Genomic DNA, 19736 nt, shown 5'->3' on the forward strand with positions numbered 1-19736 from the left:
CGTCAGGCGAAGCGGACCGCACAGGCGGCGGCGAAGGTGTCGCACGCGGCGGCATCCTGTCGCTCGCTGCCGACCGCGTCGGCGAGCATGTCGAGCCAGGCATGGACGAGGGGGCCGTGCTCGCCACGAGCCAGCGCGGCCTCGAGCGCGTGCGCGACGGTGACTGCGGGAAGCATCCCGTTGCGGTGCGCGAGCGCGCGAATCGCATCGACCTCGGTGGCGATCGTGCGCGTGCCCGCGCGCCACTCGATCGAACGGATGCGGCGGCTGAGCTCCGCGCGGATGCTGGTGATCGGATCGTCCATGACCATTCCCCCTTGGGACGAGAGGCTGCACGATGGTGGGTTAAGGGCGCGCTAACGAGGGGGCAGCCGGGCGGCGACCGTCGTGTATCGTCATGGGTGTCGGAGCTGGACCCCGGCCTTCGCCGGGGTGACGGGAGGCCACGAATCGTGTTGTCCGGGTTGACTTGGCGGGCGAGTTCCGTCATCCGCCCCACCCTGTCAGCGGCGGATGCGTTCCGCCGCTCCTTTCGTTTTGCAGGATACCGGGCTCATGGCCAAGCCGACTACCGTCAAGATCAAGCTCGTCAGCTCCGCCGACACCGGCTTCTTCTACGTCACGAAGAAGAACCCGCGGACGAAGACCGAGAAGCTGTCGTTCAAGAAGTACGACCCCGTCGTGCGCAAGCATGTCGACTTCAAGGAAGCCAAGATCAAGTGATCCGCCGGGCGGGGTGATCCCCGCTCGCGTTCATCTTGGTTCGGGTTGCGTGAAGCCGCGGGCGTATCGTCCGCGGTTTTGTCGTGGATACCCCTCCCACACCGTTCGTCCTGAGTAGCCATTGAGTAGCCCGCGAGGGCGTATCGAAATGGCGTATCGAAGGATCGATCCGCGCGCGTTGCTTCGATACGAGCCCTCGATACGCTGCTGCGCAGCTACTCGGTCTCTACTCAGCATGAACGGACCTGGATATCAGGGCGCTAAATCAAAGCCCGCACCGCATCGACGAAGCGCGCGAGGCTGATCGGCTTCGAGACATACGCCTCCGCGCCCGCGCCGCGGATCCGGTCCTCGTCGTCGCGGCCGGCATAGGCGGTGACCGCCATCACCGGGATCGTGCGCAACGCCTCGTCCGCCTTCAGCTCGAGGATCAGCTCGTAGCCGGTGACGTGCGGCATCTGGATGTCCATGATGATGAGGTCGGGCTGGAACGCGCGCGCGCGTTCCACCGCCTCGCGACCGTCGCGGACCGGCTCCGCCAGATAGTCGTGCGCGCGCAGCAGATCACAGAACAGCTTGAGATTGAGTTCGTTGTCCTCGACAACGAGCACCCGTTTTGCCACGCGGAACCGACCTTTCCCTGAAGGTCCGGGATGATAGCGATGACGCGCCGCGATACCAACACCGATGATCCGAACGAGGCCGCCCAGGCCCTGGCGCTGCGTGCGCTCGTGTGGGTGCTGACCGAGCCGCCGCGCGCGATGCGGTTCATCAACCTGACGGGGCTCGCGCCCGCCGAGCTTCGGTCGCGCGCGGGCGATCCCGCGGTGCTGGCGGCGACGCTGGCGTTCCTCGAATCGCACGAGCCCGATCTGATCGCCTGCGCCGATGCGCTGGGTGTCCCTCCCGCGGCGCTGGTCGCCGCCAACGAAAGCCTGTCCGCATGAAGCCGCTGCTGATCTGCGATTGCGACGAAGTGCTGCTGCATATGGTCCGCCATTTCGGGACCTGGCTGGGCGAGTCGCACGACATCGATTTCGCGATCGGCGGCCCCGAACTGGCGAAGGCGATGACGCGGCGCGACGGATCGCCGCCGCCGACGCGTGAGGAGATGTGGGGGTATCTGGGTGGCTTCTTCCCCGCGGAGATGCACCGCCAGACGCTGGTTCCGCATGCGCGCGAGGCGCTGGCGGCGCTGGCGGAGGAAACGGATATCGTGATCCTGACGAACCTGCAGGACGACTGCCGCCTGCCGCGGATCGAGCAGCTGGCCGCGTTCGGGATCGATCACCGCGTCGAGTGCAACCAGGGCGGCAAGGGCGAGCCGGTCGCGCGGCTGGTCGCGGAACATGGCAACCCGGTGACGGTGTTCGTCGACGATCTGGCGGTGCATCACGAATCGGTCGCGAAGCACGCGACGGGCGTCCACCGGCTGCACATGATCTCCGAACCCGAACTCGCGGCGACGGTGCCGCCCGCGCCGGCGGCGCATGCGCGGATCGACGACTGGCAGGCGGCGCGCATGTGGATCGCGGACCGGTTCGCCGCGGGGGTGGCGGCCGACGCTTGACCGGTGATGGTGGAGCGCGATTTCGGTTGTCCCGCGCCTTGGTGCTCCCGCCAAGGCGGGAGCCCGGACTGGACCCCCGCCTTGGCGGGGGTACGACAGAGCGCCAGGTTTCAATTCCAGCCCGTGCTTGACCGCGCACGGGCGCCTGTGGTGAGGCTGCGCGCATGACCACGCATATCGATCGCAAGCTCGAAGAGCTGGGCCTGGCGCTTCCCGAAGCCGCCGCCCCTGTCGCCGCCTATGTCCCCGTCGTCGAGGCGGGTGGGCTGCTCCATCTGTCCGGGCAGTTGCCTTTCGTCGACGGCGCGCTGGTGACCGGGCGGCTGGGCGACGGCGTCAGCCTCGAGGACGGGCAGAAGGCGGCGCAGGCGTGCGGACTGATGATCGTGGCGCAGGTGAAGAAATATCTGGGCGGCGACCTGTCGCGCGTCGCCCGCATCGTCAAGCTGGGCGTGTTCGTGAACTCCGCCGCCGACTTCACCGACCAGCCCAAGGTGGCGAACGGCGCGAGCGAGCTGATGGTGGCGCTGTTCGGCGAGGCGGGCAAGCATGCGCGCTCGGCGGTGGGCGTGCCGGTGCTGCCGCTGGGTGCGGCGGTCGAGGTGGATGCGATCATCCAGCTTTCTTGATCGTCACCCCCCTGCACGGGCTGTAGGCTGTCGCTATATAGAGCGGCGATGACTTTCGAACGAACACCGAACCCGGTCTCCGCTCGCGACCGCGTGACGGCATGACCGATTTGATCGCGCGCATCGCCGAGGGCGTCTCCGCCATTCCGGCCGCGCAGTGGGACGCGTGCGCTGGCACTGCCAACCCTTTCCTTAGCCACGCCTTCCTGTCCGCGCTCGAGGCGTCGGGGAGCGTCGGGGGACGGAGCGGGTGGCAGGCGTTGCCGATCGTCGTGGACGGGGCGGACGGGGAGCCGGCGGCGGTCGCGCCCGCCTATGCCAAGGCGCACAGCCAGGGCGAATATGTGTTCGACCACGCGTGGGCGGACGCATGGGAGCGGGCGGGCGGCAGCTATTACCCCAAGCTCCAGATCGCGGTGCCGTTCACGCCGGTGCCGGGGCCGCGGCTGTTGCTGCGCGACCCCGCCGCGGCACCCGCGCTGATCGCGGCGATCGAGGCGGTGACCGACCAGAGCGGATTGTCGTCGGCGCATGCGACGTTCGTGGAGCCCGATCAGGTGCCGCTGTTCGAGGCGGCGGGCTGGCTGGTGCGCGAGGGGACGCAGTTCCACTGGGCGAACCGCGGCTATGCGACGTTCGACGACTTCCTCGGCGACCTCGCCAGCCGCAAGCGCAAGGCGATCCGCAAGGAGCGTGCGGGGGCGCAGGCGGGGCTTGAGATCGTCCACCTGACCGGGGGCGAGATCGGCGCGGCGGAGTGGGACGCGTTCTGGCGCTTCTATCAGGATACCGGCAGCCGGAAGTGGGGGCAGCCCTATCTGACGCGCGCGTTCTTTCCGCTGCTGGGGGAGGCGATGGGCGAGCGGGTGCTGCTGATCCTTGCCAGGCGCGACGGCGTGCCGATCGCGGGCGCGCTCAACCTGATCGGGGAGGAGACGCTGTACGGACGCTATTGGGGTGCGACCGAAGAGGTGCCGTTCCTCCATTTCGAGCTATGCTATTATCAGGCGATCGACGCCGCGATCACGCGGGGGCTGAAGACCGTCGAGGCGGGGGCGCAGGGCGAACACAAACTGGCGCGCGGCTATGTGCCCGTGCCGACCTGGTCGGCGCATTACATTCCCGATGTGGGGTTCCGGCGCGCGATTTCGGACTTTCTGGATCGCGAGCGGGTGGCGGTGGAGCGCGAGGCGGAGTTTCTGGGGGAGCTGGCGCCGTTTCGGCGGGGGTAATCCCACAGCTCCGTTCGCACCGAGCCTGTCGAAGCGTGTCCTGAGCGACTGCCGCAGGCAGGCAGTCGAAAGGTGCTGTCTTTCCTTTCGACAGCGGCGAAGAAGTACAAGGCTTCGACAGGCTCAGCCCTAACGGTTTTAGGGGCAGCTCTTCAGGTCTTTGGCTAGAGTTGGCCCGAACGGTTCGGGGATCAGCCCCTCAAGGCTTGCGGAACTTGTAGACGAACTGGTCGGTCTTGCCGCGCACCGCCGGGTCGAACACGTTCTTCGTGTGATCGTCGGCCGGGTTGCGCAGCGCGGTGCTCTCGCCGACGAACTTGAAGCCGGCCGCCTGTACCTGCGCCTTCACAGCGGCGGGATCGATGCGGTGGACCGTTTCCGTGCCCTTCATGCCGCTGCCGGGCGTGTCGGCATGATCGATGACGATATAGGTGCCGCCGGGCTTGAGCATCCTGAACACCGCGGCGTCGAATGCGCGCAGCGCCGGCTCGCCCGCGCCCTTGTTGGGGATGTCGTGATAGTTCTGGACCGTCCAGAACACATCGACCGGAGCGGGGGCGGTGGGCAGGTTCGTCGCCTGGACCTCCGCGGTGACGTTGGCGAGGTTGCGGGCCTCGAGCGCGGGGAGCGTCTTCTCGGCATATTTCGCGCCGGCCGCGGGCCAGATCGCATGGACCTTGCCCTTCGGCCCGACGACGCCGGTGAAGATCCGCGTCCAGTACCCCGCGCCGGGGAGGAAATCGACGACGGTGTCGCCGGGGCCGATCCCTGCGAATGCGATCACTTCGGCGGCCTTGCGGCGCTGGTCGTCGCTCGCCTGGTCGGCGCGGGCGGGATCGGCGAGCGCCCTGGCGACGGCGGCCTTGCTCTCGGCCGCGCTATGCTGGCGCGCGTCGGCGGGGGCGGACAACGCCAGCGCGGCGATGACGATGGGGGCGGCGATACGCATCGGGTCTCTCCTGTTACGCGGCCCGTCCCGCCTGCTTCAAGCGGCCGGGTGCGTGTTCGGCGCAACTTCGGCGCATTCGGTGATGCGATCAAGGCTCTCCGATCAGGCGATCGACGATCAACTGCGCGGCGGCGTCCGGGGTCATCGCATGGGTGTCGATGCGGATCTCGGGCGCCTCGGGGGCTTCGTAGGGGCTGTCGATGCCGGTGAAGTTGGCGAGCTTGCCGCTGCGCGCCTTGGCATAGAGGCCCTTCACGTCGCGCGCTTCCGCATCGGCCAGCGGAGTGTCGACGAAGACCTCGACGAACTCGCCGGGGGCCATCATCCGGCGGACCATGTCGCGTTCGGCGCGGAACGGCGAGATGAACGCGGTGAGGACGATCAGCCCCGCATCGGTCATCAGCCGCGCGACCTCGCCGACGCGGCGGATGTTCTCGACGCGGTCCGCATCGGTGAAGCCCAGATCCTTGTTGAGCCCGTGGCGGACATTGTCGCCGTCGAGCAGGAAGGTGTGGCGGTTCATTCGCGCGAGCTTCTTCTCGACGAGATTGGCGATCGTCGACTTGCCCGCGCCCGACAGCCCGGTGAACCAGACGACCGCAGGCGCCTGGTTCTTGAGGCCGGCGTGCATCTCGCGCGTGACGTCGGTCGCCTGGCGGTGGACGTTCTGCGCGCGGCGGAGCGCAAAGCGGATCATGCCCGCCGCAACCGTCTGGTCGGTCAGCTTGTCGATCAGGATGAAGCCACCCAAATCCCTATTCGGACTCTCGCGGCTGTCGGCATAGGGCTCGAACACCAGCGGCTTGTCGGTCGAGACGCGGGTTACGCCGATCGCGTTGAGCGCCAGCGTCTTGGCCGCCAGTTCGTCCATCGTGTTGACGTTGATCTCGTATTTGGGGGGCGAGAGCGTCGCGGTCGCGGTCTGCGTGCCGAGCTTCAGGATATAGCCGCGGCCGGGGAGCATGGGCTCGTCCGCCATCCAGACGATCGTCGCCTCGAACTGGTCCGCGACCTGCGGGGGATCGTCCGAGACGGCGATGACGTCGCCGCGCGAGCAGTCGACTTCGTCGGCGAGAGTGAGGGTGATCGACTGGCCCGCGACGGCGTGATCCAGATCGCCGTTCATGGCCACCACGCGCGCCACGGTCGAGGTGCGTCCGGACGGCAGCACGCGAACCGCGTCGCCGGGGCGGATCGTCCCGCCCGCGATCGTGCCCGCGAAACCGCGGAAGTCGAGATCGGGGCGGTTGACCCATTGGACCGGCAGGCGGAACGGCTTCGCCGCGTCGCGATCGGCGTCGACGGGGACGCTTTCGAGATGCTCGATCAGCGTGCGCCCGGTGTACCACGGCATCGCATCCGAGGCGGCCGCGATGTTGTCGCCGGCGAGGCCGGAGACGGGGATCGCGGCGAAATCGGTGATGCCGATGTCGCTGGCGAAGGCGCGATAGGCGAGACGGATGCGATCGAACGCGGTGCGATCATAGCCGACCAGGTCCATCTTGTTGATCGCGAGCACGATGTTGCGCACCCCCAGCAGGTGCGCGAGGAAGGTGTGCCGCCGCGTCTGCGTCAGCACGCCCTTGCGCGCGTCGACGAGGATCACCGCGAGGTCCGCGGTCGACGCGCCCGTCACCATGTTGCGCGTATACTGTTCGTGGCCGGGGGTGTCGGCGACGATGAACTTGCGTTTCTCGGTCGCGAAGAAGCGATAGGCGACGTCGATCGTGATACCCTGTTCGCGCTCCGCGGCGAGACCGTCGACCAGCAGCGCGAAATCGATGTTCTGGCCCTGCGTGCCGACGCGCTTACTGTCCGCCTCGAGGCTGGCGAGCTGGTCCTCGAAGATCGTCTTCGAATCGTAGAGCAGGCGGCCGATCAGCGTCGACTTGCCGTCGTCGACCGAGCCGCAGGTGATGAAGCGCAGCAGGTCCTTCGCCTCGTGGCGGGCGAGGTACGCGTCGATGTCGGACGCGATGAGCGCGTCGGGGCGGTAAGCGGTCACCAGATCCTCCCCGGGACGGGGAGGGGGACCAGCCGCAGGCTGGTGGAGGGGGCGGGCCGCAGGCGAAGCGCTTCGTGGCGCTCCCCCTCCACCACCGCGCTGCACGCGGCGGTCCCCCTCCCCGTGCCGGGGAGGATCGTGCTGGGTGCCATCAGAAATACCCCTCCTGCTTCTTCGCTTCCATGCTGGCGCCCGCGTCGCGGTCGATCGCACGGCCCTGGCGTTCGCTGGTGGTGGTCAGCAGCATTTCCTGGATGATCTGCGGCAGCGTCGCCGCCTCGCTCTCCACCGCGCCCGTCAGCGGGTAGCAGCCGAGCGTGCGGAAGCGGATCGAGCGCTCCACCGGGACTTCGCCGGGGCCGAGACGGAAGCGATCGTCGTCGACCATCAGCAGCATGCCGTCGCGCTCGACCGTCGGGCGGGGGGCGGCGAAATAGAGGGGGACGATCTCGATTCCTTCGCGTGCGATGTACTGCCAGACGTCGAGCTCGGTCCAGTTGGAGAGCGGGAAGACGCGGATGCTTTCGCCGGGCTTCTTGCGGGCGTTGTAGAGGTGCCACAGCTCGGGGCGCTGCGCCTTGGGGTCCCAGCGGTGCGCGGCGGAGCGGAACGAGAAGATGCGTTCCTTGGCACGGCTCTTCTCCTCGTCGCGGCGCGCGCCGCCGAACGCGGCGTCGAACCCGTGAAGGTCGAGCGCCTGCTTCAGCCCTTCGGTCTTCCATAGGTCGGTGTGGAGCGCGCCGTGGTCGAACGGGTTGATCCCCTTCGCCTCGGCCTCCGGGTTGCGGTGGACGAGCAGCTCCATCCCCGCCTCGCGCGCGGCCTTTTCGCGCAGCGCGTACATCGCCTTGAACTTCCACGTCGTGTCGACATGGAGGAGCGGGAAGGGCGGGGGGGCGGGGTAGAAGGCCTTGCGCGCAAGGTGGAGCATCACCGCGGAATCCTTGCCGATGCTGTAGAGCATGACGGGATTGGCGGCCTCCGCGACGACTTCGCGCAGGATGTGGATGCTCTCCGCCTCAAGGCGGTCCAGATGGGTCAGCGTCATTTGCAATAGGGGCCGATCGGGGCGGGGTCGTACGCGCCGGTGGCGACGAACCCGGTGTTGCGGAAGCCGGGCTTGCCATAGGCGAACTGCGTGCCGTCCGGCGCGAACATGCGGCCACCCGCGGCGCGCAGGATCGCGTCGCCGGCCGCGGTGTCCCACTCCATCGTCGGGCCGGTGCGGGGGTAGACGTCGGCCTCGCCCGCCGCGACCAGCGCGAACTTGAGGCTGGAGCCGATCGACACGCAGTCGCAGATCCCCCCCGCGTCGAGCCATTCGACCACTTCGGGGGTGGCGTGGCTGCGCGAGGCGACCGCGCATACCGGCGTGCCGGGCGCGCGGACGCCGATCGGGTGGGCGGCGCCCTGGAGGCCATGCGGCGCGCGCTCCGCCCGCCATGCGCCGACGCCGACATCGCCCCAGTAGAGCGTGCGGTGCGCAGGCGCGTAGACGACGCCCATCGTCGGCGCGCCGTGTTCGATCAGGCCGATATTGACGGTGAAGTCGTCGCCCTTGCGGATGAACTCCTTGGTGCCGTCGAGCGGATCGACAAGGAAGAACGCGCCAGGCGTGACGGGGATGCGCCCCGCCGCGGCCTCTTCCTCCGCGACGACGGGGATGCCCGGCGCGATCGCGGCGAGGGCGGTCAGGATCGCAGCCTCCGCGGCGTGATCCGCGGCGGTGACGGGCGACTCGTCCGCCTTGATGACGACCGCGCAGCCGCCGACGAAATGATCCCACACGATGTCGCCCGCCGCGCCCGCGACCGTGACCAGCGCGCGCAGCAGCGCGTCCCGTTCCACACCCAGTTCCATGTCGTCCATCTAGTGTCGCCCCCCGCCCGTCGCACGCGCCGCTTTCTTGGTCGCGCGAAAGCCCTGCTTATGCTTATCCCGTAACCGACCCCCGCAGGAGAGTGGAATCGTGAAGACCCGTGCCGCCGTCGCGTTCGAGGCGAAACAGCCGCTGGAGATCGTCGAGCTCGACCTTGAGGGGCCGAAGGCGGGCGAGGTGCTGGTCGAAATCATGGCGACGGGCATCTGCCATACCGACGCCTATACGCTCGACGGGCTCGACAGCGAGGGGCTGTTCCCGAGCGTGCTGGGGCATGAGGGCTGCGGCATCGTGCGCGAGGTTGGTGCGGGCGTGACGAGCGTCGCACCCGGCGATCACGTTATCCCGCTCTACACCCCCGAGTGCCGCCAATGTAAGTCGTGCCTTTCCGGCAAGACGAACCTGTGCACCGCGATCCGCGCGACGCAGGGCAAGGGGCTGATGCCCGACGGGACGACGCGGTTCCGCTACAAGGGCCAGCCGATCTTCCATTACATGGGCTGTTCGACCTTCTCGAACTTCACGGTGCTGCCCGAGATCGCGGTCGCGAAGATCCGCGAGGACGCGCCGTTCGACACCAGCTGCTATATCGGCTGCGGCGTGACGACCGGGGTGGGCGCGGTGGTCAACACCGCCAAGGTGCAGGTGGGCGACACCGTCGTGGTCTTCGGGCTGGGCGGGATCGGGCTGAACGTGATCCAGGGCGCCAGGCTGGCGGGCGCGAAGATGATCGTCGGCGTCGACATCAACCCGGACCGCGAGGCGTGGGGACGGCAGTTCGGGATGACGCACTTCGCGAACCCGAAGCAGGTCGGCGATATCGTGCCGCATATCGTCCAGCTGACCGACGGCGGCGCGGACTACAGCTTCGACTGCACCGGCAACACCGAGGTGATGCGCCAGGCGCTGGAATGCTGCCATCGCGGCTGGGGAACCAGCATCGTGATCGGCGTGGCGGAGGCGGGCAAGGAAATCAGCACGCGGCCGTTCCAGCTCGTCACCGGGCGCAACTGGCGCGGCACCGCGTTCGGCGGCGCGCGTGGGCGGACCGACGTGCCGAAGATCGTCGACTGGTATATGGACGGCATGATCCAGATCGACCCGATGATTACGCATCGGCTGCCGCTCGACGAGATCAACACGGGCTTCGATCTGATGCACGCGGGCGAGAGCATCCGCAGCGTCGTGATCTACTGACGATCAACACGAAGGAGAGGATGACGATGTTCAGCCACATGATGGTCGGATCGAACGATCTGGCACGGTCGAAGACGTTCTACGACGCGTTGCTCGGCGCGTTGGGGGGCAAGCCCGCGATTCAGGACGACAAAGGGCGCCTGATCTATATGCACAATGGCGGCATGCTGCTGGTCACCGCGCCGATCGACGGCCAGCCGGCGACGTATGCGAACGGTGGTACGATCGGCTTCTCGGTGGATGGGCCGGAGCAGGCGGACGCCTGGCACGCGGCAGGCGTCGCGGCAGGCGGCACCGCGATCGAGGACGCGCCGGGGGTCCGCAAGGGCGGGTTCGGCGACCTGTACCTCGCCTATTTGCGCGACCCGGACGGCCACAAGCTGTGCGCGCTGCACCGGATGGCCGCGGCCTGATTTTCCCGGCGGCCGGGCCCGGAGTTCCGGTCCCGGCCCGCCCGACACATCACGCCGCAGCGAGCGGCGTTCCGTTGCGCTGACAGACGAAGCCCGCGAGTTCCTCGCGGAGCGGCAGCCCGGCGATCGGACGCAGCGGGCCGTCATGCGTGATGTTCACCTCCGCATGGCCGCGCGTGTCGCCGATGCCGAGGACGTGGAACAGTCGCTTGCCGCAATCCACCTCGGTGCGCGAATAGGCGATCTTGCCGCCGCGCTCCTGCCGCAGGATCGCGATCACGGTGCCGGTCGGCGTCTGGCGCTCGCGCAGCAGGAAGAAGCGCGATTCGGGATCCGACGGGGTCGGGATCATCGTCCCCTCGAGCCTGTAGCCGACACGCTCGGGCGCGGCGATATTGGTGGTCGCGAGTTCGCGGAGCGACACGGTTTCGTTGGTAGTCGCGCTTTCGGTGGCGGCGTTGCCGCACCCGGCGATCGAAAAGGCGAGGATTGCGGTCGCGGTGTTGGCGGCAAGCTTGGAATAGGCGGCGATCAAGAGGGCACTCCCGTTGCGGTCATGATGGTCGCTCGGGCGAACGCGTGCGCCATGAGATTCGATCCATCGTGCCCGCTTTGGGGCGCGTTCCTTCAACCGCCACCCCAGTGAAAGGCGGAGTCGTCCCGCAGCAAAGGGTTCGCGCTGCCGAGAGAAACCCCTGCTTTCGCCGGGGTGACGGTTCGGGGTGGGGAGGGTGGCTTGGGGCGGGTGACGGGTTTGGCACGTGTCGCGGCCCCAATCGCTGAATGTCGATTGGTCCTGAGTGTCGGGTGCGCGCGCCTACGCCGCCCGCGCCGCCGCCTCGGGCGTAAACGCCACCTCCAGCCGGCGCACCGCATGGACGAAGTTGTTTGGGGCGATGTCGATGCCGCCGGTCCAGGCGATGTCCGGGAAGCGCTGGAAGATCTGGCGATAGGCTTCCTCGAGCTGGAGCTGCGCGGTCATCCGGCCGATGCAGATGTGCGGGCCGTGGCCGAACGCGATATTCTTCTCCGCATTGGCGCGGGTGATGTCGAAGCGGTCGGGATCGGGGAACATCGCGGGATCGCGGTTCGCCGCGCCGTAATACATGATCGCCTTCTCGCCTTCGGCGATCGTCTGGCCGTGGATTTCGACGTCCTTCGTCGCGGTGCGGCGCATGTAGATGACGGGGCTGACCATCCGGGTGATCTCGTGCACCGCGTTCGTCAGCAGCGATCCGTCGCGCTGGAGCAGCGCCTTCTGCTCCGGGTGCTCGGTGAACAGCTTCATCGCGCCCGACAGCGAGTTGCGCGTGGTGTCGTTGCCCGCGAACACGATCAGCAGCCATGCGCCGTCGAGATATTCGCCGGGCAGCGTCTCGCCTTCCACCTCGGCATTGGCGATCGCGCTCATCAGGTCCGCCTGTGGGTCCGCGCGGCGTTTCGCGAGCATGTCGCGGCCATAGGCGAACATCTCCTCGACGTTGGCATTGAACATCTGGATGAAGGCGGCGATCTGCGGCGAGGGTTCGGTGAGACCGGCGAGCTGGTCGATCTGCTCTAGCGCGACCTGCTGCGCCATCTCTAGGAAGTGGATCCAGCCCATGAAGCGCTCGCGGTCGCTCTCGGGGACGCCCAGCATCTCGCACAGCGTGAAGATCGGCAGGCGCTGCGCGAACTTCTCGACGAAATCGCACTTGCCGAGCGGGGCCATCGTGTCGAGCAGGCGGGTGACCTCGGCGGAGACGCGGCCGCGCAGGCCCTTCATGTAGGTCGCGGTGAAATAGGGCATGTGTTCGCGGCGGAGCTGGCGGTGCGGCCGCGCGTCGAGATTTATCATCGAGTTGGTGGAGGCGGAGAACAGCGTCGGGTGGCGCGTCTCCTGGGGCCCCAGCGTCATCAGGATGCCGCCGGTCTCCGACGAGAAGGTCTCGGGATCGCCGTTGACGCGCTTGACGTCGTCATGGCCGGTGATCGCCCAGAAGCCGACGCCGCCCCGCGCCCCGGGATGCCACATCACCGGCGCCTCCGTGCGCATCCGCGCATAGTCCGCCCAGGGCTGGCCGCGGGTGAAGGCCTGAATGTCGGTGAGGTCGACGCCGGGGAGCGTCGGCCAGGCGAGCGGGAAGGTCGGGCCAGGGCGCCCCTCGACGATATGATCGCTGACGAGACGCATGGCTCGGCTCTCCTGAGGTGCCCGCCTCGTACGGCAGGCTTCGTCCGTAACTTTAGTTATGACGGGGGCGGAGTCAAGTGCGCGAGGCGTTTTGTCACCCCGGCCTTGGAGCCGTGGTCCCGTTCCTGCCGGTCTGTCGAAAAGACGCGTCACCCCGGCTCACGGCCGGGGGCGACGGGTGTTCTTCACGCGTCCTGCGTCACACGAAGCCGAGGTTCCACGTGCTCGGATTGTAGTTGCCCATGTTGGGCAGCACCGTCGTCATGTCGCCGGTGGAGACGCCGAACCACGACGCCATCGTCGACGCGTACTGATCGACCGATATGGTCGGGAGCAGGCGGCCCTGGCCGACATCGTCGGGGGTGCCGTTGCCGATTGCGGGCGCGGTGCCGTAGAGGCGCTTGCCCTTCACGGCGCCGCCCATCACGAAGTGCATGCTGCCCCAGCCATGGTCCGACCCGTCGTCGTTCGACTGCAGCGTGCGGCCGAAATCGCTGGCGGTGAACGCGGTGACCTTGTCGGCGACGCCCATCGCGGCGGTGGTGTCGTAGAAGGCGCGCATCGCGTCCGCGACCTGCTTCATCAGCCCCGGATGCTTGGCGACGAGAAGGTCGTGCAGATCGAACCCGCCGAGCGAGACGAAGAACACCTGCCGCTTCGCGCCCAGCTCGCTCGACACCGAGATCATCCGCGCGACGATCTTGAGCTGGTCCGCAAGGCTGTTGCCCGAGGGGAAGAGCGGAAAGTTGCCGACCGGCGCACCGGCCAGCGCGGACGTCACCTGCGCATAGGTGTCGAGCGCGCGCTTCGATACGCGGGCATGTTCGTTGGCCAGCACATTGGCGTTGGTGCCCGTCATCAGCGAGCGCAGCGTGCTCGCCGCGGTCGCCGAGCCATAGAGCGTCTGGCTGTTCGACAGCAGCGCGATCGGCCCTCCGGTGCCGATCGAATACTGGATCGCCTGCCGCCCCGTCAGATAGATCGCGTTGCCGCTGGCGTTGATGCACGTCAGCGTCGAGGCGCCGTTGCCCGCCTGATAGAGATCGCCGATCCGCCCGCCCCAGCCCGACGTCGCGCCTTCGGGGCTCGAGGCCTGGAAATAGCTCTGCTGGTCGTTGTGGCTGAACAGCTTCGGGGGCAGGCGGACCGAGCCGGCCTGATACTGCGCCTTGGTGGTGGGCTGGACGAGCGTGCCGACGTTGAGGACCGCGGCCATCTTGCCGGCGTCGAACACGGGAAGCAGCGAGGTCATCGTAGGCGCCAGCGCGTACTGGCGACCGCCGGCGAGCGCGGTCGTCGGGTTCAGGACGGTCGCCGCGAGCGATTCGCGGGTGTGCGCGATGTTGGCGCGCGCGGCGAGATACTGGGTGTAGCTCGCCTGGTCATACGGCGTCAGCGTGTTGGCGTAGTCCATGCCGCCGTAGAGGAAGATGCAGACCAACGCCTTGTAGTCGGTCGCGGTCGCGGCCGCGGCTTCGCCGATCGCGCCGAGCGAGGCGGCGAAGGGCGCCGCGACCCCGGCGAGCCCGAGCGCGGCGGAGCGCTGGAGGAAGGCGCGGCGCGAGGCGTCGTGGATGAAATCCGACATGGGTTACCTCACCGTCAGATAATCGGGCGACGCGAGCGTCAGCAGGATGGCGACGCCGACACGGTTGATCGGGCCGGTGCTGGCGGTGGCGGAGACGCTGTCGATCGCGGCCCTGATCGACGCGACGGTCGCGGCGGAGAGCTGGCCGGCGGCGAGCACGGTGTTGACCTCGTCGATCAGCGCCTGGCTGTCCGCGGCCTTCGTCAGGATGTCGGTATAGTCCGCCTTCACGTCGCCGGTGCCGTTCGAGACGAGCGCGTACATGTAGTTGATGTAGCCGACGACCGACTGTTCGTTGGTCACCTGGAACTCGGGTGCGACCAGCCCGCCCGTCGCGATCGCGGTGGAGGCGGGGACGTAGCCGGGCCGGAAGAAGTTGAAGACCGTCGGGCTGCGCCCCATCGACTGGCCGAGCCGGGTCGACTGGCTGGAGGTGTCGCCGATCGGCCAGGCGCTGGACGGCGAGGCGACGTTGAACGCGCGTGCCCAGCCGGTCAGCCGCATCACGGGTTCGCGCAGCTTGCCGCCGGTGGTGGCGGCGAGCGCGGTGTCGCCGCGTGCCTCGGTATCGAGCAGGATCGCGCGGACCACCGCCTTCAGGTCGCCGCGCACGCCCGCGCCGTTGTCGGCGAAGACGGTCGCGACGCGCTGGACATAGGCGGGCGAGGGGTTCGACGTGACGAGACGCTGGATCAGCTGTTTCGAGACGAACGGCGCGATGTTGCCGTGCGCGAAGATCGCATCGAGCGCGGCCTTCACCGCCGCGGTGCCGCCCCCCGACACGCTGGTGCCGAGGAAGGTCGCCGCGCCCGTCTCGTTGGTCGAGGCGGTGATCGTCAGCCGGTCGCGGTAGCGATCGGGCGTGGTGCTGACCGTGGTCGACAGCGTGAACCCGGTGAAGACGCGCGCCAGCTGCGATACGTCGGCCAGCGTATAGGTTTCGAGCGGGGTGCCGTTCGCGGTCTTCGGCGTGCCGTCCATGTTGAGCTGGTAGAGGCCCAGCGTGAACAGCTGCATCAGCTCGCGCGCGTAATTCTCGTCGGGCACCGCGCCGGTGGTGGGGTTGGCCTTGCGGTTGCCCAGATAGGTCAGGAACGACGCCATCGCGGGATTGTAGGTGATCGCGTCCATCAGCTGGCGATAATTGCCGAACGCGTTGTCGAGCAGCAGATCGACATAGGCGGCGGTCGCGAACTGCTTCCAGTTGAGGTTCACCCCGCCGATCCCGACGACGAGAATGTCGAGCAGCGCCATGCCGACGCGCTGGCGCAGCTGATCGGGCTCCACGATCATCTGCCGCCACATCGTCTGGTCGAAGCCGGTTTCCGAATTGATGTTGGCAGCGACGTTGTAGCCGTTGGCGTTCAGCCAGTCCCAGTGCGTCGTCGCGCGCGGCATCGCGAACTGCGCAGTGAGCCACGCGTCATAGCCCTTGTCGATCACCTCCGCGATCGTCGCGCGGGTGGCGCCCATCGTCGATTGCGCGAGGAAGCGGCTGGCCTGCGCCGCGGTGAGCGGGGTCGGCGCGACGACGACGGGGGCAGAGGGCGTGGTCGCGGTGGCGCCGCCGCCATCGGATCCGCTGCCGCCGCCGCACGCGGCGAGCAGCGCGGCCGGCGCGAGTGCGGCTGCGGTCGCGGCAAGAGAAAGCGGCGCGATCGCATCCCCCGATGCCGCGTCGATCTCGCGCACGCTGTTGATCGCGTCCCCGTCGAACGGGCGCCTATCGTCAAGCACTGATGGTCCCCACCCCCGGCATGGCACGCGCTCCCCCCGCGGAAGACGTGCCGAAACCTAACGCGTTGATACCGCAGCGGACCTTAACAAGATAGGTTAACGCCGATCGGCTGGGCGCATGGGGAGGGGAATTGGTCGCTCGTTCCCGTCACCCCGGATCAAGTCCGGGGTGACGGTGTGGTTTCGGCACTGCGCTTTTTAAGGCGAATGCCGGTCGCGCTCACCCCTTGCGCGTCGCGATCCAGCGATCGACGACGCGCTCCAGCACGCCGAGCGGCATTCCGCCCGCGCTGACGACGCGGTCGTCGAACCCGCGCAGGTCGAACCGGGGGCCGAGTGCGGCCTTCGCCTTCGCGCGCAGCCGGTTGATCTCGTTATGCCCGGTCTTGTAGCCCAGCGCCTGTCCCGGCCACGCGCAATAGCGGCGCAGCTCGGAGCCCGCCTGCGACGCGGTGAAGCCGGTGGTTTCCATGAAGAAGCGCATCGCCTGGTCGAACGTCCAGCGCTTGGCGTGCAGCCCGGTGTCGGCGACCAGCCGCGCCGCGCGGAAGTTCATCGACTGGAGATAGCCGAGCCGCCCGATCGGGTTGTCGTCGTACACGCCCAGCTCGTCCGCGAGTTGTTCGGCGTACAGCCCCCAGCCTTCCGAATAGGCGTTGAAGCTGAGCAGCGCGCGGATCAGCCGCAGGTCGAACAGATATTCCCCTTGCCAGATATGCCCCGGGATCGCCTCGTGGAACGACAGCGTCGGCAGCGCGAAGCGCGGCCAGATGCCGGTATCCTTCAGGTTGATGTAGAAGATGCCCGGCGTCTTGCCGTCCTTGGTGCCGGGGCCGGCATAGCCGTTGGGCGCGCCGCCCTCGATCGCGGGCGGCACCCGGCGGATCACCGCGTTGCCGGGGACGAGCTTGCCGAACGCGCGGGGCAGGCGGGTGCGGATGTCGGCGAGGCCGTTTTCGAGGAAGGCGAGGATCTGTGCGCGGCCGGCATCGGTATCGGGGAACAGCATGTCGGGGCGCTTGCCGAGCGCGGCCATCCGCTCGCCCGCGGTCCCCTGCGTCATCCCGGCCGCGCGGAGCAGCGGGTCCATCTGCGCGGCGAACGCGCGGCATTGCTCGAGGCCGGAGGCGTGGATCTGGTCGGGCGTCTGCGTCGTGGTGGTGCCGGCTTCGACGAGCCACTGGTAGCGATCCGCCGCATCGGGCTGCGCCGACATGCCGGGGGCGTCGCCTGCCTTGGGGCGCAGGCGCACGAACTGGTCGGCCTGGCGCGCGAGGGCGGGGGCGATCGACGTCGCGGCGATCGCCTCGGCCTTGTCGCGCCACGAGGCCGCGAGCCCGGCCTTCTTCGCCTTGTCGGCAAGGCTGGTGACGATGTCCCACTGCGCGGGGGGCTGCGTCGCGCCAGCGCGGAGTTGCGCGGCGGTGATGTCGTTGAGGAACGCGGGCAGCAGCACCCCGGCGGCGGCATCGGCGGCGATCGCCTGCGTCTCCGCATCGAGCGCGACCGCATAGGCCTGCATCCGCGCCAGATACGCCTCCGCATCCGCCGGGCCGGCGACCGCATGCTTCTCGACCAGCAGCGTCGGCACGTCGGTGAACGCGCCGTTGCCCTGCGCGACGACGTAGGGCGTGCTGCGATAGCCGTTGGGGCCGAGGATCGCGACGTCGCCGACGGGCATCCGGCGATAGCCGTCCGCGGCGAGCTGGTGCGCCGCCTGCGCCACGTCGAGGTCGATCGCGACGTCGGGGGACAGCGGCGTGCGGTCGACCGCCTTCAGCTTTGCAAGGCGGGTATCGCACGCCGCCGCACGCGTCGCGACCGCAGCCTTGCCGTAGCGCGTCAGCTGCGCCTTGAGCGCGGCGCGCGCGCCGGTGTCGATCCCCAGATACGCGGCCTGTTCGGGATATTCGCGCAGCAGCGCCTCGGCGGTGTCGTCCAGCAGGCGGAGCGCGGCGGCGTCGGCGGGGGTGGCGTCGGCGGGGAGGACCGCGGTGGTGGCGAGCGCGGCTGTGCCGGCGAGGAGGGTCCGACGATCGATCTGCATGGGCGTTGGTCCTTCGTGCCGCGAGTGGCGTGACGTTAGGACGGTTTCGCGCGGGGCTGAATCGAAATCGGTTCCCCACCCCGTTACCCCGGATCCAGTCCGGGGTGACGGGGAGGGGTGTGCAGCCCGATTACCCGAACCTTACTCCGCCCCACCCTTCGCCCGGTAATCCAGCGGGGGCTCGCGATCGCCGAGCATCGCCTCGTATTTGAACCCTGCGCCGCGCTTCTTCAGCAGTTCGGCCTTCGCTTCGGCCAGCACCTGCGGCGAGCGGAACAGGTCGGCGGCGGTCAGCGCGATCGTCTTGGCCGCGACGACGCCGCCCTTCGCGCCGATCGACATGCCCGACGCGGCCACCGCTTGCCAGCTGTGCGCGGGCGTGCCCGGCACCCAGGTGGCGGTGCCCAGGCCCACGGTCGGTGTCGTCCAGCTGATGTCGGACACGTCGGTCGAGCCGCCGCCGTCCTCGTGCGTGATCGGGCGGATCGTGGCGATCGAGGCGAGATCCTTCTGCGTCGGCAGCGTCTTCTGGATCGTCGTCGCCCATTGCTGTTCCTCTGGCGTCCACGTCTCGCCGCCGACCGCGGCGAGGTTGCGGTGCATCACCGTCGCGAGCGCATCGTTGCCGAGCATCGAATAGACCCCGCCGGTCGCCTCGAACTCGACGGTGGTGCCCGTCGCCATCGCCGCGCCCTCGGCGGCCTTGCGGACGCGCGCCATCACCGACTTCACCACCGCGGGATCGGTGTGGCGGACGTAATAATAGCTCTCGGCGAAGTCGGGGACGACGTTGGGCGCCTCGCCGCCCTTGGTGATGACATAGTGGATGCGGGTGCCGATCGGCACATGCTCGCGCAGGAAGTTGGTCGCGACGTCCATCACCTCGACGCCGTCGAGCGCGGAGCGGCCCTTGTCGGGTGCGGCGGAGGCGTGCGCGGAGACTCCGCGGAAGCGGAACTTGCCCGAGATGTTCGCCTGGCTCTTGCCGACGCTGACCCCGTTCTGGTCGCCCGGGTGCCAGTGGAGCGTCGCGGACACGTCGTCGAACAGCCCGGCGCGGACCATGTAGACCTTGCCCGATCCGCCCTCCTCGGCCGGGGTGCCGTAGACGCGCAGCTCGCCCGCCACCTTGTTGGCGACCATCCAGTCCTTCACCGCCATCGCCGCGGTGATCGAGGCGGCGCCGAAGATGTTGTGGCCGCAGGCATGGCCCGCGATCCGGCCTGCGATCGGCGTCTTGGCGGCGTCGATCGTCTGCGCGAGGCCGGGCAGCGCGTCGAACTCGGCGAGGATCGCAATCACGGGTCCGCTACCCGACTTGTAGCTGGCGACGAACGCGGTCGGCATGCCGGCGACGCCCGCCTTCACGGTGAACCCGGCCTTCTTCAGCTCGGACTGGAGGAGCGTGGAGCTCTTCGTTTCCTGATAGCCGACCTCGGCATAGTCCCACACCGCCTTCGCGGTCTGCGCGAGCTGGGGCGCGCGCTTGTCGACGTCCGCGACGATCGCGGTGCGATCGGGCTGGGCGATTCCCTGCGCGACGGCGGGGGAGGCGAAGGCGGAGGCTAGCAGAAGCGCGCGGATCATCATGAAT

Annotated in this window: 20 protein-coding genes; 7 read left to right on the forward strand and 13 right to left on the reverse strand. The window is 68.6% G+C overall.

Annotation, left to right across the window (positions count from 1 at the left end; translation table 11 throughout):
* Nucleotides 1-2: 2 nt before the first annotated feature.
* The gene (locus ACV7NO_RS07150) at nt 3-305 is read right to left on the reverse strand and encodes a hypothetical protein (RefSeq protein WP_463405313.1); all 303 of its coding nucleotides are present in this window, start codon (nt 303-305) and stop codon (nt 3-5) included.
* 250 nt (nt 306-555) lie between these two features.
* Between ACV7NO_RS07150 and rpmG the strand changes: the two genes are divergently transcribed.
* Nucleotides 556-723 (forward strand): 50S ribosomal protein L33, encoded by a 168-nt coding sequence (gene rpmG / locus ACV7NO_RS07155; RefSeq protein WP_055844439.1) that lies wholly within the window; start codon nt 556-558, stop codon nt 721-723.
* 260 nt (nt 724-983) lie between these two features.
* Here the strand turns inward: rpmG and ACV7NO_RS07160 are convergent, their stop codons facing one another.
* On the reverse strand, nt 984-1346 hold the full coding sequence (locus ACV7NO_RS07160) for a response regulator (RefSeq protein ID WP_463405314.1): 363 nt from the start codon (nt 1344-1346) through the stop codon (nt 984-986).
* A gap of 39 nt (nt 1347-1385) precedes the next feature.
* On the opposite strand from ACV7NO_RS07160, the gene ACV7NO_RS07165 reads away from it, so the two are divergent.
* The 4 genes from ACV7NO_RS07165 (at nt 1386) to ACV7NO_RS07180 (ending at nt 4154) form a co-directional block, all read left to right on the forward strand.
* A complete protein-coding gene (locus ACV7NO_RS07165; RefSeq protein ID WP_463405315.1) occupies nt 1386-1670 on the forward strand; it encodes a DUF3572 domain-containing protein in 285 nt (94 codons plus the stop codon).
* Nucleotides 1667-2293, forward strand: a complete 627-nt coding sequence (locus tag ACV7NO_RS07170) for an HAD family hydrolase (RefSeq protein ID WP_463405316.1) — start codon at nt 1667-1669, stop codon at nt 2291-2293. The genes ACV7NO_RS07165 and ACV7NO_RS07170 overlap by 4 nt, the downstream gene beginning before the upstream one ends.
* Before the next feature lie 164 nt (nt 2294-2457).
* On the forward strand, nt 2458-2922 hold the full coding sequence (locus ACV7NO_RS07175; RefSeq protein ID WP_463405317.1) for a RidA family protein: 465 nt from the start codon (nt 2458-2460) through the stop codon (nt 2920-2922).
* Nucleotides 2923-3023: 101 nt separating this feature from the next.
* Nucleotides 3024-4154: a GNAT family N-acetyltransferase gene (locus tag ACV7NO_RS07180; RefSeq protein ID WP_463405318.1), complete on the forward strand. Its 1131-nt coding sequence runs from the start codon at nt 3024-3026 to the stop codon at nt 4152-4154.
* A 199-nt stretch (nt 4155-4353) separates the two neighbouring features.
* Here the strand turns inward: ACV7NO_RS07180 and ACV7NO_RS07185 are convergent, their stop codons facing one another.
* The 5 genes from ACV7NO_RS07185 to cysQ form a co-directional block, all read right to left on the reverse strand.
* Nucleotides 4354-5103: a class I SAM-dependent methyltransferase gene (locus tag ACV7NO_RS07185; protein WP_463405319.1), complete on the reverse strand. Its 750-nt coding sequence runs from the start codon at nt 5101-5103 to the stop codon at nt 4354-4356.
* Nucleotides 5104-5191: 88 nt separating this feature from the next.
* A complete protein-coding gene (gene cysN / locus ACV7NO_RS07190) occupies nt 5192-7108 on the reverse strand; it encodes a sulfate adenylyltransferase subunit CysN (RefSeq protein ID WP_463405320.1) in 1917 nt (638 codons plus the stop codon).
* Nucleotides 7105-7260, reverse strand: a complete 156-nt coding sequence (locus ACV7NO_RS07195) for a hypothetical protein (RefSeq protein WP_463405321.1) — start codon at nt 7258-7260, stop codon at nt 7105-7107. Before ACV7NO_RS07195 ends, cysN begins: the two co-directional genes overlap by 4 nt.
* Nucleotides 7260-8156 (reverse strand): sulfate adenylyltransferase subunit CysD, encoded by an 897-nt coding sequence (cysD, locus tag ACV7NO_RS07200; protein WP_463405322.1) that lies wholly within the window; start codon nt 8154-8156, stop codon nt 7260-7262. Before cysD ends, ACV7NO_RS07195 begins: the two co-directional genes overlap by 1 nt.
* Complete coding sequence (gene cysQ / locus ACV7NO_RS07205) at nt 8153-8977, reverse strand: 3'(2'),5'-bisphosphate nucleotidase CysQ (RefSeq protein WP_463405323.1); 825 nt, start codon at nt 8975-8977, stop codon at nt 8153-8155. Before cysQ ends, cysD begins: the two co-directional genes overlap by 4 nt.
* A 100-nt stretch (nt 8978-9077) precedes the next feature.
* On the opposite strand from cysQ, the gene ACV7NO_RS07210 reads away from it, so the two are divergent.
* Together ACV7NO_RS07210 and ACV7NO_RS07215 are read left to right on the forward strand one after the other, a co-directional pair.
* A complete protein-coding gene (locus ACV7NO_RS07210) occupies nt 9078-10184 on the forward strand; it encodes an S-(hydroxymethyl)glutathione dehydrogenase/class III alcohol dehydrogenase (RefSeq protein WP_463405324.1) in 1107 nt (368 codons plus the stop codon).
* Between the two features lie 26 nt (nt 10185-10210).
* Nucleotides 10211-10597, forward strand: a complete 387-nt coding sequence (locus ACV7NO_RS07215) for a VOC family protein (RefSeq protein WP_463407303.1) — start codon at nt 10211-10213, stop codon at nt 10595-10597.
* 49 nt (nt 10598-10646) lie between these two features.
* On the opposite strand, the gene ACV7NO_RS07220 is transcribed toward ACV7NO_RS07215, so the two are convergent.
* From ACV7NO_RS07220 to ACV7NO_RS07245, 6 genes are all read right to left on the reverse strand, one after another.
* A complete protein-coding gene (locus tag ACV7NO_RS07220; RefSeq protein ID WP_463405325.1) occupies nt 10647-11132 on the reverse strand; it encodes a hypothetical protein in 486 nt (161 codons plus the stop codon).
* Nucleotides 11133-11414: 282 nt separating this feature from the next.
* Nucleotides 11415-12770 (reverse strand): cytochrome P450, encoded by a 1356-nt coding sequence (locus tag ACV7NO_RS07225; RefSeq protein ID WP_463405326.1) that lies wholly within the window; start codon nt 12768-12770, stop codon nt 11415-11417.
* Between the two features lie 199 nt (nt 12771-12969).
* Nucleotides 12970-14358: a DUF1501 domain-containing protein gene (locus ACV7NO_RS07230; protein WP_463405327.1), complete on the reverse strand. Its 1389-nt coding sequence runs from the start codon at nt 14356-14358 to the stop codon at nt 12970-12972.
* 3 nt (nt 14359-14361) lie between these two features.
* On the reverse strand, nt 14362-16095 hold the full coding sequence (locus ACV7NO_RS07235) for a DUF1800 domain-containing protein (RefSeq protein ID WP_463405328.1): 1734 nt from the start codon (nt 16093-16095) through the stop codon (nt 14362-14364).
* A 220-nt stretch (nt 16096-16315) separates the two neighbouring features.
* Nucleotides 16316-18142 (reverse strand): DUF885 domain-containing protein, encoded by a 1827-nt coding sequence (locus ACV7NO_RS07240; RefSeq protein WP_463405329.1) that lies wholly within the window; start codon nt 18140-18142, stop codon nt 16316-16318.
* Between the two features lie 141 nt (nt 18143-18283).
* Complete coding sequence (locus ACV7NO_RS07245; protein WP_463405330.1) at nt 18284-19729, reverse strand: amidohydrolase; 1446 nt, start codon at nt 19727-19729, stop codon at nt 18284-18286.
* Nucleotides 19730-19736 lie beyond the last annotated feature (7 nt).

The organism is Sphingomonas sp. Ell38C01 (assembly GCF_055231975.1).